The 15,493-nt window shown below is 63.1% G+C and carries 15 protein-coding genes; 8 read left to right on the top strand and 7 right to left on the bottom strand.

The genetic code is table 11. From position 1 onward, the window contains the following. The first annotated feature begins 46 nt into the window (after positions 1 to 46). Positions 47 to 1,231 carry a class C beta-lactamase gene (gene ampC / locus GTP58_RS13780; protein ID WP_161078148.1) on the top strand — a complete coding sequence of 395 codons (1,185 nt, stop codon included), beginning with the start codon at positions 47 to 49 and terminating at the stop codon, positions 1,229 to 1,231. Here the strand turns inward: ampC and GTP58_RS13775 are convergent. From GTP58_RS13775 to GTP58_RS13745, 7 genes are all read right to left on the bottom strand, one after another. Next, entirely contained in the window at positions 1,228 to 1,842 is a 615-nt protein-coding gene (locus GTP58_RS13775; RefSeq protein ID WP_161077929.1) for a M15 family metallopeptidase, read from the bottom strand. The genes ampC and GTP58_RS13775 overlap by 4 nt on opposite strands. A 12-nt stretch (positions 1,843 to 1,854) precedes the next feature. Next, positions 1,855 to 2,715, bottom strand: a complete 861-nt coding sequence (locus GTP58_RS13770) for an N-acetylmuramoyl-L-alanine amidase (RefSeq protein ID WP_161077928.1) — start codon at positions 2,713 to 2,715, stop codon at positions 1,855 to 1,857. 18 nt (positions 2,716 to 2,733) lie between these two features. After that, positions 2,734 to 3,633, bottom strand: coding sequence for an N-acetylglucosamine kinase (locus GTP58_RS13765; protein ID WP_161077927.1), 900 nt, complete (start codon positions 3,631 to 3,633; stop codon positions 2,734 to 2,736). 3 nt (positions 3,634 to 3,636) lie between these two features. Beyond that, positions 3,637 to 5,307, bottom strand: a complete 1,671-nt coding sequence (locus tag GTP58_RS13760) for a glycoside hydrolase family 10 protein (RefSeq protein WP_202413655.1) — start codon at positions 5,305 to 5,307, stop codon at positions 3,637 to 3,639. A 24-nt stretch (positions 5,308 to 5,331) separates the two neighbouring features. Continuing rightward, positions 5,332 to 6,588 carry an MFS transporter gene (locus GTP58_RS13755; RefSeq protein WP_161077925.1) on the bottom strand — a complete coding sequence of 419 codons (1,257 nt, stop codon included), beginning with the start codon at positions 6,586 to 6,588 and terminating at the stop codon, positions 5,332 to 5,334. A 135-nt stretch (positions 6,589 to 6,723) separates the two neighbouring features. Beyond that, positions 6,724 to 7,602, bottom strand: coding sequence for an N-acetylmuramic acid 6-phosphate etherase (locus GTP58_RS13750; protein WP_161077924.1), 879 nt, complete (start codon positions 7,600 to 7,602; stop codon positions 6,724 to 6,726). A gap of 5 nt (positions 7,603 to 7,607) precedes the next feature. Continuing rightward, entirely contained in the window at positions 7,608 to 8,348 is a 741-nt protein-coding gene (locus GTP58_RS13745; RefSeq protein ID WP_072783185.1) for a GntR family transcriptional regulator, read from the bottom strand. A gap of 167 nt (positions 8,349 to 8,515) precedes the next feature. Here GTP58_RS13745 and GTP58_RS13740 point away from each other — a divergent pair, with 167 nt between their 5' ends. Genes GTP58_RS13740 through bioD form a run of 7 tightly spaced genes read left to right on the top strand, consistent with a single transcriptional unit; the run spans position 8,516 to position 15,490 of the window. After that, positions 8,516 to 8,953 (top strand): YchJ family protein, encoded by a 438-nt coding sequence (locus GTP58_RS13740; RefSeq protein ID WP_161077923.1) that lies wholly within the window; start codon positions 8,516 to 8,518, stop codon positions 8,951 to 8,953. Positions 8,954 to 8,970: 17 nt separating this feature from the next. Further along, the gene (locus GTP58_RS13735) at positions 8,971 to 10,578 is read left to right on the top strand and encodes a carboxyl transferase domain-containing protein (protein ID WP_072783180.1); all 1,608 of its coding nucleotides are present in this window, start codon (positions 8,971 to 8,973) and stop codon (positions 10,576 to 10,578) included. A 14-nt stretch (positions 10,579 to 10,592) separates the two neighbouring features. After that, positions 10,593 to 11,360 carry a dienelactone hydrolase family protein gene (locus GTP58_RS13730; protein WP_161077922.1) on the top strand — a complete coding sequence of 256 codons (768 nt, stop codon included), beginning with the start codon at positions 10,593 to 10,595 and terminating at the stop codon, positions 11,358 to 11,360. Between the two features lie 2 nt (positions 11,361 to 11,362). After that, the gene (locus GTP58_RS13725; RefSeq protein ID WP_161077921.1) at positions 11,363 to 12,151 is read left to right on the top strand and encodes an enoyl-CoA hydratase/isomerase family protein; all 789 of its coding nucleotides are present in this window, start codon (positions 11,363 to 11,365) and stop codon (positions 12,149 to 12,151) included. Between the two features lie 44 nt (positions 12,152 to 12,195). Beyond that, the gene (gene bioA / locus GTP58_RS13720; RefSeq protein ID WP_161077920.1) at positions 12,196 to 13,524 is read left to right on the top strand and encodes an adenosylmethionine--8-amino-7-oxononanoate transaminase; all 1,329 of its coding nucleotides are present in this window, start codon (positions 12,196 to 12,198) and stop codon (positions 13,522 to 13,524) included. Positions 13,525 to 13,526: 2 nt separating this feature from the next. Further along, positions 13,527 to 14,717 (top strand): 8-amino-7-oxononanoate synthase, encoded by a 1,191-nt coding sequence (gene bioF / locus GTP58_RS13715; RefSeq protein ID WP_161077919.1) that lies wholly within the window; start codon positions 13,527 to 13,529, stop codon positions 14,715 to 14,717. Then, positions 14,714 to 15,490, top strand: a complete 777-nt coding sequence (bioD, locus tag GTP58_RS13710; protein WP_161077918.1) for a dethiobiotin synthase — start codon at positions 14,714 to 14,716, stop codon at positions 15,488 to 15,490. The genes bioF and bioD overlap by 4 nt, the downstream gene beginning before the upstream one ends. Positions 15,491 to 15,493 lie beyond the last annotated feature (3 nt).

The raw sequence follows: 15,493 nt of genomic DNA, 5'->3' as shown, positions 1-15,493 counted from the left end.
ACCGTGTGCGACAAATGTCGCACAATGGTGTCACTCGTCGCACATGATGTGCGTGTGGGCCTTTCTAACCATCACCAAAGGAATAACCTTGTCTACTCTGAGCCGCTTGGCCTTGGCCATTGCTGCGTGCTGCAGCACGCCTGTCGCTATCTCCGCCGACCTGCAAACCGTGGTCGATCAGCTGATTAAACCGATCATGAAGGAATACGACGTGCCGGGTATCGCGGTTGCCGTCACCGTCAACGGCAAGCCGGCCTACTTCAGCTACGGCGTGGCGTCGAAAGAGAGCGGCGCACCAGTCGATGAAAACACCTTGTTCGAACTGGGCTCGGTGAGCAAGACCTTCACGGCGACCATGGCGTCCTATGCGCTGGTGCAAGGCAAACTGTCGCTGGACGACCATCCCAGCCGCTACATCCCCAAGCTCAAAGGCAGTGCGCTCGACAAGGCTACGGTGCTCCATTTCGGCACCTACACCGCCGGCGGACTGCCGCTGCAGTTCCCGGATGACCTGGCCGACAATGAACAGGGCATGTTGGACTATTTTGGCCACTTCAAACCAAAAGCCGGGCCGGGCGTAGTGCGTCAGTATTCCAATCCCAGCCTGGGCATGTTCGGCAATCTCGCCGGCCTGGCATTGAAATCCGATCCCGCGGCCGTGCTGGAAAAGCAGATCCTTCCAGGCTTGGGCATGCACAGCACCTACATCCGCATGCCGGAAAGCGCGCTGGCGCACTACGCCTGGGGATACAACCAGAAAAACCAGCCGGTACGCATGGGCAGCGAGCTGTTTTCAGGCCACACCTATGGCGTGCGTTCCAGCACGGCGGACATGATCCGCTACGTACAGGCGAATATCGATCCGAGCCATCTGGACGCCACGCTGAGTCGTGCAATTGAAGGCACCCACGTGGGCTATTTCCAGGTTGGCGGCATGACGCAGGGACTGGGCTGGGAGCAATACGCCTATCCGGTTGCGCTGGATACGCTGCAAGCCGGTAACTCAAACACCATGAGCCGCCTGGCCAATCCAGTCAAGCTGCTGACGCCAGCAAAGCCGGCATCGGACAGCACCTGGTATAACAAAACCGGCGCCACCAACGGCTTCGGCGCATATGTGGCATTTGTGCCGGCGAAGAAAATCGGCATTGTGATACTGGCCAATAAAAACTATCCGATCGAAGCGCGCGTCAAAGCGGCCTACGCCATCATGCAGCAGCTGGAAAACTAAAGCACGCGCGTGTAATGCTGGCGCACGTGCAAACGGTCGCCGCAATCGAAATGCCACCATTCGGTGTTGATGCCATGCCAGCCATTGTGCTGCATGGCGTCCCGCAGCCAGCGGCGGTGTTCGATGTGCTGGCCGGTCAGCGCGCCAACGGCCAGCAGGCCTTCTTCCAGCGCAGGGTGAGAACGTTCACTCAGGTCGTCAAAGCCGGTGCCCATGTCGAGTTCATGGCCGTGCCGGTCCGTCAGCGTGAGGTCCAGCGCCATGCCGAAGGAATGGATGGAACCGCGCGCAGGCTCCGCGATATAGGTCAGCAGATCGGTGCCTTGTAGCGCATCCCACAGCTGCTCCTGCACACGCTGCGGGCGCAAGGCGTCCAGCACCAGCAATTGATAGTCCGGCCGGCGCGCCGCCAGCCAGGCGACAGCGCGTTCCAGCGCGGCGGCGGCATCCTTGTGCAGCCAGGCGCAATCCAGCGGCGAGTACAGATCACGGCCGACGAAGTTGTCAGCCGTGGCATAGCGCAGATCCACCGCAATGCCGGCGATACTATCGAGCCGGCGGAAATCAGGATGGCCAGGAATCGCTTCGCAACGGATGGTCGATGCGTTCATGGCCGCAGACGCCTATTCTGCGGGCACGCCGGCAGCAGGCGCGGTCACTGGCGCGGAGGCGGCAGCCGGAATAACCGGCAACGGCGTGGTCAACACATCCAGCAAAGCCGCAGTTTCCGCATCCGGCGTACCGTCGTACAGCGATGGCCGGTATTTGGTCTGGAACACCGAAATCACATTGCGCGTGGCCTGATCCAGCTCACCATTCTGCGGCACGGCATAGCCATGTTCAGCGAGCTTGCGCTGGAACCACAACACATCCGGCAGCTGCTCCTGGAAGCCCGGCACGCGCGCCGCCACGCGGCTCGCTTCCGGCCATGGAATCAGGCCGGCATCCGCCAGCTGCTTCCACGGGAACATCGGTCCCGGATCCTGCTTGCGCTGCGGCGCGATGTCGTTGTGGCCGAGGATATTCCCCATCGGGATATTGTGGCGCTTGACGATATCCTTCAACAGCAAAATCAGCTGATCGATTTGCGCTTGCGAGAATGGCGCGTACACGCGTCCCTGCGCCGTCTCCTTGAAGCCGGGATTCACAATCTCAATCCCGATCGACGCCGAATTGAGCTGGTTGTAAATCTTCCAGCTGCTGTAGCCGGCGTGGTTAGACTGGCGCGATTCGTCCACCAGCGTGTAGAAGAACGGCTGCTCCGTATCCGTCAGCAGATAGTGCGCGCTCACATCCGCCGTCGTCAGCGTCTTGATCGAACGCGGCAAGTCACTCACGGTGTAATGCACGATCACATACTTGATACGGTCACTCTGCGCGCGCGATGTCAGCGAGTGGTCCAGACGCGGTCCGGTGGGCGGCGGCGGCACTGTGGCACAGCCGGCCACCAAGGCAGTCAAGGCGAGTAGCGGAATGATCTTCATAAATTTCTCAGCAGGGATTCAATGACAAGAGTGTAGAGCAATCCGCGCCGCCGCGTGGTGCGCAAGCGTGTGCCGCTGCGTCACCGGCAGCTCGGCCGGCAACGCCGCGCGCATACTCTGCGCAATCAGGGGATGCAGATGCGCTGCGCGTCCGCCCAGCACAATCGGACGCGGACCATAGCGGCCGACCAGCGCCAGCGCGATGCGTGCCAGCTCGCTGCCCGCGCGCTCAAGGATATTACGCGCCACCGGATCGGCGTCCGCACTGGCAGCGACGGCCAGCGCCAGCTGACCGATAGCGCCGCGCTCCTGGCCATAAATGAACTGGCGCGACAGCGACCAGTCACTGCCGCCGATCTGGTCAAACACCGCGCGCGCCATGGCGGATTGCTGCCACACGCCCGGCTGCTCGTCTTCCATGCGCCAGATATGGCGCATGGCCTCGCGCGCGATCCAGAAGCCGCCACCGCCATCGTCCAGCGTGACGCCACGCCCGCCCGCGCGATGGAACTGGCCATCGGCATCGATCCAGGCAGCGATAGAGCCGGTGCCGGCGTAGACCAGATAGCCTTCGCCCGGCGCAAAGCTGTCCAGATAGGCGATCTCCACGTCATTGCGCATGCTAATGGCCGCTGGCGCCAGCTTCAGCACCTCCGCCAGCAGTTGCGTAGCCTGCGTGCCGACGCCATCAAAACCCGTGAGTCCGGCACAGACGCGCAACGGCCGGCCAGCCGCCAGCACCTGCGTGGCCAGCATGGCGAACAGGCCGCGCACCGCATCGCGGCCGGCCGCACTGCCCATCTGCGTGGCCGACATGCCGCCGACACTGCCCTCGGCCACAATGGCGCCTGCCGCATCCGCCAGCGCCCAGCGGGTTTGCGTGCCGCCGGCATCGATGCCCAGTCCGAGATTACTCATTCATCAGCTCCGTGTATAAACGTTGATACGTTCACTTTCATTGCCAAGGCGGTCCACCGCGCTGACCACCACAGATTGCGCTGCGCCACCCGCCGCATCGTCCGCCAGCAGCAGCACCGGACGCGACGCCGGCGCCACGGCAAAGCGCCACTCCGCGCCGTAGCGCGACCAGATCGCGTAGTTCGCCACCGGCTTGCCCGCACTGGCAGACAGTTTCAGCGCCACCCCATTGCTCTCGCGGCGCGCGGCCGCTTGCGGCGCGGCTGGCGCATCACTGCCCAGCCATGGCGTAGGCGGCGTCAATGCCGCCGTTTGATAGGTTTGCGTGCGCAACTGGTCGGCGATGCCCTTGCGGTTCTCCATCAGCGCGGCGATCGAGAAATGCAAGTGGCCGCGCACGCCATTGCGGCTGCGCGTGACGCCGATCTGCTTGACGATTTCTTCCGGCGCGAAGGCCTTGGCGCTGTTGTCGATACGGCTGGTGTAGAGGCCCGGCCACACGTGACGCGCACGCGTGTTCTGCGCCAGCCAGTAATCGAGCAGCACATCAAACGCCTGCGGCGCCTGGGCCACCGGCCAGTACAGCTGCGGCGCCAGATAATCCAGCCAGCCATTGGCCAGCCACAGTTCCGCATCCGCATACAGCTTGTCGTACTGGCTGAAACCGATGATGCCGGCCGGGCGCCGGTCCGGGCGGCCAATACCGAATGGGCTGATGCCGAAGCGTACCCACGACTTCTCCTTGCGGATGCCGAGGTACATGGCCTCGATCAGCGAATTGACGTTCTGGCGGCGCCAGTTGGCGCGGTCCAGCGTGCCGCCGCCGAGCAGATAGCGCTGCCACGATGGCTGGTCCGGGAACTCCAGCTCCTGCCTGGCGCCTACGCCGCCATCCAGCGCCACGCCTTCCGGGCCGGCCGCATTGGGCGTATCGATCGGATACGGATAGAAGTAGTCATCGATATGCACGCCGTCGATATCGTAGCGGCGCACCACATCCAGCACCACATTCAGCGTGTGCTGCGAAGCGGCGGATTCGCCCGGATCCATCCACAGATAGCGGCCGTAAGACTTGACGACGTCCGGCTGCGTGCGGCCGATATGGTTGGCCGCCAGCGGCGACTTGGCCGTCGCATGGCGCGCGCGGTAGGGATTGAACCACGCATGCAGCTCCAGGCCACGCGCGTGCGCCTGCTCGATCCAGAATTGCAGCGGGTCCCACGGCTGCGCCGGCGCGCGGCCCTGCTGACCGGTGAGGAATTCCGACCACGGCTCCAGCTGGGAGGGATAGATCGCATCCGCGCTCGGGCGCACTTGCAGCACGATCGCATTCAGGTTCAGCGCCCTGGCGCGGTCGAGAATCGCGAGGGCCTCGGTCTGCTGCTTTGCGACCGGCAGCGTATTCCGGCTCGGCCAGTCGATATTGGCCACCGTCGACACCCAGGCCGCGCGGAACTCGCGCGGCGCCGGTGGCGGCGTATTCGGATCGGCCGGTGCCGACGCCGGACGGCCCGGCTCCGGCGGACGCGCCGACGGCGGCGTCGCACCAGGCTCCGGCATCGGCGCAATCGGCGTACTGGAACATCCCTCAAGCAGCGCCGCCAGACCGGCTGCCACGCCAACCGACAAAGTCAGCCGCTTCTTCGCATTAAAAACCAAAACCACTCTCCGCATCAGTTGAGATCATATTGTAATGGCTCAACGACCGAATTCGTCCGGAATGCGTACCCGTGCCGCCATCGCAAACGCGGGCAGGGTAGAGATGCAGGCCCAGATGAAGAAATGTTGATAACCGAGTTGCTGCTGTATCCAGCCGCTGACCATGCCCGGCAACATCATGCCGAGCGCCATAAAGCCGGTGCACATCGCATAATGCGCGGTTTTATGCTCGCTATCGGCCACCAGCACCATATACAGCATGAAAGCGGCAAAGCCAAAACCGTAGCCGAACTGTTCCACCGCCAGGCAAATGGAAATCAGCGTCAGATTGGTCGGCAGCACCGTCGCCAGATACACAAACACCAGATCCGGCACGTGCATGACGAACACCATCGGCCACAGGCTGCGTTTAAGGCCGAAGCGCGAAATCACTACGCCGCCCGCCAGCCCGCCCAGCACCAGCGCCCCCACGCCGATGGTGCCGTACACCAGGCCGAAGTCCGAGGTGCTGAGGCCCAGTCCGCCCTTATCGCGCGGATCCAGCAGGAAAGGCGCAGCCATCTTCAGCAACTGCGCCTCGCCCAGACGGTACAGCAGCAAAAAGCCCAGCGTGGTGACAATGTCCGGCTTCTGGAAAAACCGCTGGAACGTGTGCACAAAATCGCGCCACAGCGCACCGCTGGCGGCATGACTGTGGTCCGAGTCCGGACGGGGCAAGACCAGCTGATGATAGGCGCATAGCACGAAGAACAGCGCCGCCGTCAACGCAAACACCACCGACCACGCGTGCACCGGACTACCGGAAACCTCGGTCAAGCGGCCGGCCAGATACACCAGGCCGCCTTGGCCGCCGATCATCGCCAGCTTGTAAAACGCACTGCGCACGCCAACAAACGCCGCCTGCTGCCGCTGGGTGGGCAAGCCCAGCATGTAAAAGCCATCTGAAGCGATGTCATGGGTCGCCGAGCTGAAGGCCATGAGCCAGAAGATCACCAGCGTCCAGCGGAAGAAATCCGGCGCGTGCAGCGTCAGCGCCACGGCCGCCAGCGCCGCACCGGACAGCAGCTGCAACAGCACGATCCAGCGGCGCTTGGTACCGAACATCTCCACCACCGGCGACCACAGCGGCTTCACCACCCACGGCAGATACAGCCAGGCCGTATAAAACGCCAGATCCGCATTCGAGATACCGAGATTCTTGTACATCACAGTCGACAGCATCATCACCGCGACGTAAGGCACGCCCTGGCTGAAAGAAATACTGGGCACCCATGCCCAGGCACTACGTTCACGCATATCCACTCCGGGGTCAGGTCCGCCATTTCTACACAAGCTGAACTGTAACAGGCTCTAAGGACGAGCTCGTGTAGAAATGACGGACCTGACCCCGATTTGTAGCGGCAGGGTTTTCGCCGGCGTTTGAGGGGGCGGTTACTTGAGGGCGCTGCGGATATTGCCGGTGTGGAGGTCCAGCTGGGCTTGCGCTTCGGCGGCGGTCTGTTTTTTGAGCAGCATGACGATGGCGACTTTGACCTGGTACTGGCACTGCTCCAGCACGCCAAGCGCGGCGTTGGTATCGGCGCCGGTGGCGTGCATGGTCAGGCGTACTGCCCGCTCCTTGAGCTTGGCGTTGGTCGCATGCAGGTCGACCATGAGGTTGCCGTAGACTTTGTGCAAGCGCACCATGAGCGCGCTCGATAAGGTGTTGAGCACGATTTTCTGCGCCGTGCCTGCCTTGAGCCGCGTGCTGCCGGAGATCACCTCCGGTCCGGTATCCACGCAGATGCCAATATCGGACCCGCTCAGCAAGGGCGTGCCCGCGTTATTGGCGATGCCCACCGTGAGCGATCCCACCATGCGCGCCGCCTGCATCGCGCCCAGCACGTAGGGCGTGGTGCCGGATGCGGCGATCAGCAAGATCACGTCGTTGTAGGTGGGGTAGAGCAGGCGCAGGTCGGAGGCGCCTTTGTTGCGGTCGTCCTCGGCGCCTTCCACCGCCTCGAACATGGCGCCCAGGCCGCCGGCCAGCAAGGCGATCGCCCGCTCATGCGGCCAGGAGAAGGTGGGGTACAGTTCCACGCTGTCCAGGATGCCCAGGCGGCCCGAGGTACCGGCGCCCACGTAGATCAGACGTCCGCCCGCTGCAATACGCGGCGCCATGGCCGACACTGCCGCGCTGATGCTGGCCGAAGCCGCCTGCACCGCACGCAACGCCTGAGCCTGGTCGTCGATCAGGGCGCCGACCAGGTCCTCTACCGGGTAGAGGTCCAGTTGTGTGTGCAGTGTGCTGGGCGTTTCGGTCTTGAGCATGAGGCTTACGTCGCGCGCCGCATTTCGGCGACGAAGTCGTAATGGTCGCTATGACAGTAGGAATGCGTGAGTTCCATCGCCTCGCCCGTCTCCAGATAGGCGATCCGCGTGATGTACAGCACGGCCTGCCCTTCCGGCACGCCCAGCTGCTTGGCCAGCTCGGCCGACGCATTCATCGCGCGGATGTGCTGCAAGGCGCGCGCCGGCGCTTTGTTGATACTTTCCAGATACTGGTACAGCGAGTTGCCCACCGCATTCGGATCGTTGAGCACGGTCTGCGGCAGCACCGACACTTCATACGCCATCACCACATCATCAGCCAGCCGCAGACGCTCCAGGCGCGCGACCTTGGAATACGGCGACAGTCCCAGGCTCAGCTGCTCTTCCGGCGTCGGCGTCACCACCGCCCGCTTGAGCCAGCGCGAACCGGGGATGTGGCCGCGCTGCTGCAACTGCTCCGAAAAACTGGTGAGGTTGGACAACGGCTGCTCAATGCGCGGCGCAATATAATTGCCCGATCCGCGACGCCGCACCACCAATCCCTGGTCGACCAGCTGGTCAATTGCCTTGCGCGCGGTGACCCGCGACACGTTGAGCAACTCGGACAGGGTCCGTTCAGAAGGTAGCGCCTGATCCACCTGGTACCGGCCATTGAGCACATCGTCGCTCAATTTGCGGGCAATTTGCATGTACAACGGCGAACTGTCATTGGCATCCGCCTTGAATTCAAAACTGGTCTGGCTCATTCAATTCTCCTCACACCTCTAGTGTAATAGCGATGCGAAAAACGGTGTACGCATAACGAGGTATGAACTAACAATATTTATACATGTAGCATAACGCGACATCGGCGAACTGCGCTTATTTGGCGGATAATGCGGGGTTTGCATCACCAGACTCGACTGTCCCGACCATGTCCAAGAAGTCCTCCCCGGCCGCCGGCTGCCCGTGCGGCGGCCCATCCCTCGCCACCTGCTGCGGCCCGTATATCGATGGTACTGCCATTGCCCCGACCGCTGAAGCACTGATGCGTTCGCGCTATACCGCCTACGGCCAGCGTAACGAGCCCTACCTGCTGGCCACCTGGCATGCCAGCACCCGGCCGGCCGAACCCATCATGAGTGAAGAGGAAAAGGTGCAATGGCTGGGACTTGAGGTAAAATCTGCTTTACGTTTACGTCAACGTAAAGCAGAAGATGCCGGCCTGACCCAGGATACGGTGGAATTTGTGGCCCGGTTCAAGATCAATGGCCGGGCGCAGCGCCTGCACGAAATCAGCAATTTCGTACGCGAACCAGCAGAAGGAGGAGACCTGCGCTGGTTTTACGTTGACGGTAGTTTTCCAGAATAAAAGATAAAGGAAAAGCAATGCCGCAGATCGAAAGCAAACTCAATCCCCGCAGCGAGGATTTCAAAGCCAATGTCGCTGCCATGCAGGCTGTCGTCGACGATTTGCGCGACAAGATCGCCAAGATCGCGCTGGGCGGCGGCGAGGCGGCGTCGGCCAAGCACGTCGCCCGCGGCAAGCTGCTGCCGCGCGACCGTGTGCAGATGCTGCTCGATCCCGGCACGCCTTTCCTTGAACTGTCGCAGATGGCGGCCTACGCCATGTATGACGATGCGGCGCCGGCGGCCGGCATCATCACCGGCATCGGCCGCGTGGCGGGCCAGGAGTGCGTGATCGTCTGTAACGACGCCACCGTCAAGGGCGGCACCTACTATCCGATGACGGTGAAGAAGCACCTGCGCGCGCAGGAAATCGCCGACCAGAATAATCTGCCATGCATCTACCTCGTGGACTCGGGCGGCGCCAACCTGCCGAATCAGGATGATGTATTCCCGGACCGCGACCACTTCGGCCGCATCTTCTACAACCAGGCCAACCTGTCGGCCAAGGGTATTCCGCAGATCGCCGTGGTCATGGGCTCTTGCACCGCCGGCGGCGCCTACGTGCCGGCGATGAGCGACGAGTCCATCATCGTCAAGGAACAGGGCACCATCTTCCTCGGCGGCCCGCCGCTGGTGAAGGCGGCCACCGGCGAGGTGGTGACGGCGGAAGACCTGGGCGGCGGCGATGTGCACACGCGTCTGTCCGGCGTGGCCGACCATCTGGCGCAGAACGATCTGCACGCGCTGTCGCTGGCCCGCACCATCGTCTCGAATCTGAACCGCACCAAGCCGCAGCAGGGCGAGCAGCGCGCGCCCGTGGAACCTGTGTATGCCGCCTCCGAGCTGTATGGCGTGATTCCGGTCGATACGCGCAAGCCTTTCGACGTGCGCGAAGTGATCGCACGCATCGTTGACGGCAGCGAGTTCGATGAATTCAAGGCGCGCTACGGCACCACGCTGGTGTGCGGCTTCGCCCACATCTTCGGCATGAAAGTCGGCATCATCGCCAACAACGGCATCCTGTTCTCGGAGTCGGCGCTGAAAGGCACGCACTTCATCGAGCTGTGCGCGCAGCGCAAGATCCCGCTGGTGTTCCTGCAAAATATCACCGGCTTCATGGTCGGCCGTAAATACGAAAACGAAGGCATCGCCCGTAACGGCGCCAAGATGGTGACGGCCGTGGCGACTGCTGCCGTGCCCAAGTTCACCGTCATCATCGGCGGCAGCTTCGGCGCCGGCAACTACGGCATGTGCGGCCGCGCGTTCTCGCCGCGCTTCATGTGGATGTGGCCTAACGCGCGCATCTCGGTGATGGGCGGCGACCAGGCGGCATCGGTGCTGGCCACCGTGAAACGCGACGGTATTGAAGGCAAGGGCGGCGCGTGGTCGGCCGAAGAGGAAGCCGCGTTCAAGCAGCCGATCAAGGAGCAGTACGAACACCAGGGCCACCCATACTACGCCACCGCGCGCCTGTGGGATGACGGCGTAATCGATCCGGCCGACACGCGCATGGTGCTGGGCCTCGGCCTGTCCGCCGCGCTGAATGCGGAAATTGAAGACACCAGGTTCGGTGTCTTCCGGATGTAAGCGGAGATTGCAGCATGGTTGAACAAGTCGTCGATGTTCCGGCCAATATCGGCGGTGCGCAGATCACGCTGCAAACCACGATTTACAAGCCGCCAGGCGCCGGTCCGTTTCCGGTGCTGTTCATGAACCACGGTAAGGATGGCGGCGACGCGCACCAGCAGCCGCGCGCCACCTTCCCGGTGGTGAGCAAGGAGTTCGTCAAGCGCGGTTACGTTGTGGTGATCCCGATGCGGATGGGCTTCGCCGGTTCCGGCGGCACCTATGTCAACTCGCACTGCGACGCCAGGAACAACGGCGAACAGCAGGCCAATTCGCTGTTCTTTGCGATGGACTATGTGATGAAGCAGCCGTGGGCCGATCAGGACCACGTCATCATCGCCGGCCAGTCGCATGGCGGGCTGACGGCGATTGCAGCCGGCAGCCACAAAATCGCCGGTGTGCGCGGCATCATCAACTTCGCGGGCGGCGTGAACAGCCGTTCGCATTGCGACTGGCAAGGCGCCCTGGTCGATGCCTTCAAGGCCTACGGCGGAAGCAGCACGATACCGAGCCTGTGGTTCTACGGCGCCAACGATACGCACTTTGGTCCCACGCTGGCGGCCGATATGTACAAGGCTTATACCAGCGCAGGCGGCAAGGCGCAGCTGGTGGCGTATGGGCCGTTCAAAAAGGACGCCCACGGGATGGTCTCCAGCCCCGCAGGTGTTGCCATCTGGTGGCCCGAGACGGAACGTTTTCTGAAGTCTGTCGGTATGCCGACTGAAATCAAGTACAAGGATTGAACATGGCCTTTACGACTCTGACCATTACCCGCGAAGGCCGCATCGGCACCGTGACGCTGAACCGTCCCGACGTGCGCAACGCCTTCAACGAAACCACCATCGCCGAGATTAAGCAAGCCTTCAGCGAGCTCGGTGAAGATGCCGATCTGCGCGCGATTGTGCTGGCGGCGAACGGCCCGGCCTTCTGCGCCGGCGCCGATTTGAACTGGATGAAAAAAATGGCGGGCTACACGCACGCCGAGAACCAAGCCGACGCTCTGCAGCTGGCGGAGATGCTGCGTACAATCTACCTTTGCCCCAAGCCCGTCGTGGCCAAGGTGCAGGGCGATTGCTACGCCGGCGGCATGGGCCTGGTGGCCGCGTGCGACATCATCGTCGCGGTCGAGGAGGCCAATTTCTGTCTGAGCGAAGTGAAACTGGGTTTGATCCCCGCCACCATTTCGCCTTACGTCATCAAGGCCATGGGCGAAAACGCCTCGCGCCGCTACTTCCTGACGGCCGAACGTTTCGGCGCGCAGGAAGCGCTGCGGATCGGCTTCGCCCACGAAGTCGTGACAGCCGACACGCTGGACGCCAAGGTGGCGGAAATCGTCAAGGCACTGGTCAACAACAGCCCGAACGCCGTGCAGCAAGCCAAAGTGCTGGTGCGCGAGGTGGCCGGGCAAGAAGTCGACGATGCGTTGCTGGCCGATACGGCCGAACGCATCGCACAAATCCGCGCCTCCGACCAGGGGCGCGAAGGTGTGGCTTCCTTCCTTGAGAAGAGAAAGCCTGCCTGGTTGAATAGTTAACCCGTCGTCCCCGCCTGCGCGGGAATGACGTGATAGGAGCAGTTTTGGAATTGAAGACACAAAGCGACTGGGTCGCGCGTAGCCTGCGCAGCGTATGGCATCCGTGCACCCAGATGCAGCACCACGAAACCATCCCTTTGATCCCCGTTAGCCGGGGCAAAGGCGCATGGCTGTACGACCACGAGGGTCGCCGCTACCTGGACGCCATCAGCTCCTGGTGGGTGAACCTGTTCGGCCATGCCAACCCGCGTATCAACGCGGCCCTGAAAGACCAGCTGGACACGCTGGAACACGCCATGCTCGCCGGCTTCACGCACGAACCGGTGATTGAACTGTCGGAAAAATTATCCGCACTGACCGGCCATGTGCTGGGCCACAGCTTCTACGCCAGCGACGGCGCATCCGCCGTTGAAATCGCGCTCAAGATGAGCTTCCACTCATGGCGCAACCACGGCCACACGGACAAGCAGGAATTCGTCTGCCTCAAAGGCAGCTACCACGGCGAAACCATCGGTGCGCTGGCCGTCACCGATGTGGCCTTGTTCAAGGACGCCTACGGCCCGCTGCTGCGCGCCTCGCAGACCGTAATGTCGCCGGACGCCCGCACCGCCGCAGAAGGCGAAACGGCTGCCGATGTCGCCCGCCGCGCTGCCGCCGATGTCGAACGCCTGTTCATCGAACGTGGCAACAAGATCGCCGCCATTATCATCGAGCCGCTGGTGCAATGCGCCACCGGCATGGCCATGCACGACCCGCTGTACCTGCAACTGGTACGCGCACTGTGCGACCAGCACAAGGTGCACCTGATCCTCGACGAAATCGCCGTCGGCTGCGGCCGCACCGGCACCTTCTTCGCGTGCGAGCAGGCCAAGGTATGGCCGGATTTCCTGTGCCTGTCGAAAGGCATCAGCGGCGGCTACCTGCCGTTGTCGCTGGTGATGACGCGCGATGAAATCTACCAGGCCTTCTACAGCAATGACGTCACGCGCGGCTTCCTGCACTCGCACTCGTACACCGGCAATCCGCTGGCCTGCCGCGCCGCGCTGGCGACGCTGCAAATCTTCGAAGAAGATGATGTGCTGAACACCAACCGCGTGAAGGCGGAGCGTCTGACCAAAGCGCTGCAACCGCTGGCGCAGCACGATCAGGTGCGCAACTTCCGCCAGCGCGGCATGATCTGGGCCTTCGACGCCATCGATGCACCGAAAGACTTCTCGCGCCGCTTCTTCGCCACCGCGACCGAGCACGAACTGCTGATGCGTCCTATCGGTTCCACCGTCTACATGATGCCGCCGTACATCCTCAGTGACGAGGAAATCGACGGCCTCGCCGCCAACACGCTGGCCGTGTTCAATCAAGTGATGGCGGGCTGACGATGGAACTGCTCAAACAACTCCAGCAACAGCTGCACACGCTGGAAGACCATCAACTGATACGCAAGCGCCGCACGGTGGACACGCCATGCGGCCCGCGCCTCAATGTCGGCGGCCGCGAACTGCTGGCCTTCTGCACCAACGACTATCTGGGCCTGGCCAACCACCGCAAGATCAAACTCGCGCTGCAGGAAGGCGCAGCGATCTACGGCGTCGGCAGCGGCGCCGCGCCCCTGATCAGCGGCCATAGCCGCGCCCACGCGATGCTGGAAGAGCGGCTGGCGCAATTCGTCGGCGCGCACCTCGAGCAGCCGCGCGCGCTCAGCTTCTGCACCGGTTACATGGCCAACCTGGCGGTCATCACCGGCCTGACCGCTGGCGACAAGGATGCAGAAATCTTCTCCGAGCAGCTGAACCACGCTTCGCTGATCGATGGCGTCCGCCTGTCGCGCGTCAAGGCCCACGTCTATCCGCACGCCGACCTGCAAGCGCTGGAAGAACTGCTCAAAGCCAGCAAGGCCGCCACCAAAGTCGTGGTCACCGACAGCGTGTTCAGCATGGACGGCAACCTCGCACCGCTGCCGCAACTGCTGGCCCTGTGCGAGCAGCACAACGCCTGGCTGGTGGTGGACGACGCCCACGGCTTCGGCACGCTGGGCGACAACGGCCACGGCGCACTGGAACACTTCAACCTGCGCTCGCCGTATCTGGTCTACATGGGCACCCTGGGCAAGGCCGCTGGCGTCAGCGGCGCGTTCGTCGCCGCGCATGAAACAGTGATCGAAACGCTGATCCACAAAGCCCGTCCCTACATTTTCACCACCGCCAAGCCGCCAGCGCTGGCGCATGCCCTGCTGACCAGCCTCGACCTGCTGGAAGGCGAGGAAGGCCGCACGCGGCGCGCTCACCTGAAGGTTTTGGTGGCACAATTAGACGATGGCCTGCGCCTGGAACGCTGGCAGCGCCTGCCCTCGCAGACGGCGATCCAGCCCATCCTGATCGGCGATAATGGGGTCACCATGCGCGCGGGCGCCGCCTTGTATGAGCAGGGCTTCTGGGTCGGCGCGATCCGCCCGCCGACCGTGGCGGCCGGCACTTCGCGCCTGCGCGTCACGCTGTCCGCAGCACATAGCGGCATGGAAGTCGCAAAATTGATAACTGCGATCAATGCCTTGGAAAGGGACTTCAAATGAGCCTCGACGATCCTGTGTTAGCAGTCTCGCCACAAACGCAGCCGGTAGGTGCGGGCAGCGGCGTACCGCCGCGCTTCAGCTGCTTCGTTACCGGCACCGACACCGAAATCGGCAAGACCCTGATTTCCTCCGCCATGCTGCACGCACTGGTGCAGAGCGGCGTGCGCGCCTGCGGCATGAAGCCCGTCGCGGCGGGCGCCGAGCTGGGCGCAGACGGCACATGGCATAACGACGATTGCGACCAGTTGGCCGCCGCCGGCAATGTCCACCTGCCGCAATCGATCACCACGCCGTTCCTGTTGAAGGAACCGGCGGCGCCGCACATCGCTGGCGCACTGGAAGGCATCACCATTTCGCCGGTGCCCATCCTGGCGGCCTACGTCGAAATCCACGCCGCCTCAGATGCGGTGGTGGTGGAAGGCGTGGGCGGCTTCCGCGTGCCGCTGAATGACGAATTTGATACCGCAGACCTGGCCGAACAACTGGCGCTGCCAGTCGTGCTGGTGGTGGGCCTGCGCCTCGGCTGCATCAGCCACGCGCTGCTGACGGTGGAAGCCATCCTGGCGCGCGGCCTGAAGCTGGTCGGCTGGGTGGCCAACGAAACCCAGGCCGACATGCCCTTCGCCGACGAAAACGTCGCCGCGCTGGCGCAACGCATTCCCGCGCCGCTGCTGGGCCGCGTGCCGCGCCTGGACCAGCCGGCCGCCGCCGCCGCCGCTGAATTTATCGATTTTACGCAGCTGCCTCACTGGCCGCTGCCAAACGCAATTTGAACG

This window comes from Duganella sp. CY15W (assembly GCF_009857555.1).
In the GTDB taxonomy this organism is placed as follows: domain Bacteria; phylum Pseudomonadota; class Gammaproteobacteria; order Burkholderiales; family Burkholderiaceae_D; genus Rugamonas; species Rugamonas sacchari.
Note: the sequence above shows the minus strand (reverse complement) of the source record. Positions and strands in the feature narration are given on the sequence as shown.

Excerpts from the sequence above, each read along its gene's own strand:
- bioD (WP_161077918.1), top strand. The coding sequence starts at position 14,714 with ATGAGCCTCGACGATCCTGTGTTAGCAGTCTCGCCACAAACGCAGCCG.
- GTP58_RS13725 (WP_161077921.1), top strand. The coding sequence starts at position 11,363 with ATGGCCTTTACGACTCTGACCATTACCCGCGAAGGCCGCATCGGCACC.
- GTP58_RS13745 (WP_072783185.1), bottom strand. The coding sequence starts at position 8,348 with ATGAGCCAGACCAGTTTTGAATTCAAGGCGGATGCCAATGACAGTTCG.
- bioF (WP_161077919.1), top strand. The coding sequence starts at position 13,527 with ATGGAACTGCTCAAACAACTCCAGCAACAGCTGCACACGCTGGAAGAC.
- GTP58_RS13740 (WP_161077923.1), top strand. The coding sequence starts at position 8,516 with ATGTCCAAGAAGTCCTCCCCGGCCGCCGGCTGCCCGTGCGGCGGCCCA.
- ampC (WP_161078148.1), top strand. The coding sequence starts at position 47 with ATGTGCGTGTGGGCCTTTCTAACCATCACCAAAGGAATAACCTTGTCT.
- GTP58_RS13765 (WP_161077927.1), bottom strand. The coding sequence starts at position 3,633 with ATGAGTAATCTCGGACTGGGCATCGATGCCGGCGGCACGCAAACCCGC.
- GTP58_RS13755 (WP_161077925.1), bottom strand. The coding sequence starts at position 6,588 with ATGCGTGAACGTAGTGCCTGGGCATGGGTGCCCAGTATTTCTTTCAGC.
- GTP58_RS13730 (WP_161077922.1), top strand. The coding sequence starts at position 10,593 with ATGGTTGAACAAGTCGTCGATGTTCCGGCCAATATCGGCGGTGCGCAG.
- GTP58_RS13775 (WP_161077929.1), bottom strand. The coding sequence starts at position 1,842 with ATGAACGCATCGACCATCCGTTGCGAAGCGATTCCTGGCCATCCTGAT.
- GTP58_RS13760 (WP_202413655.1), bottom strand. The coding sequence starts at position 5,307 with ATGCGGAGAGTGGTTTTGGTTTTTAATGCGAAGAAGCGGCTGACTTTG.
- GTP58_RS13770 (WP_161077928.1), bottom strand. The coding sequence starts at position 2,715 with ATGAAGATCATTCCGCTACTCGCCTTGACTGCCTTGGTGGCCGGCTGT.
- GTP58_RS13735 (WP_072783180.1), top strand. The coding sequence starts at position 8,971 with ATGCCGCAGATCGAAAGCAAACTCAATCCCCGCAGCGAGGATTTCAAA.
- GTP58_RS13750 (WP_161077924.1), bottom strand. The coding sequence starts at position 7,602 with ATGCTCAAGACCGAAACGCCCAGCACACTGCACACACAACTGGACCTC.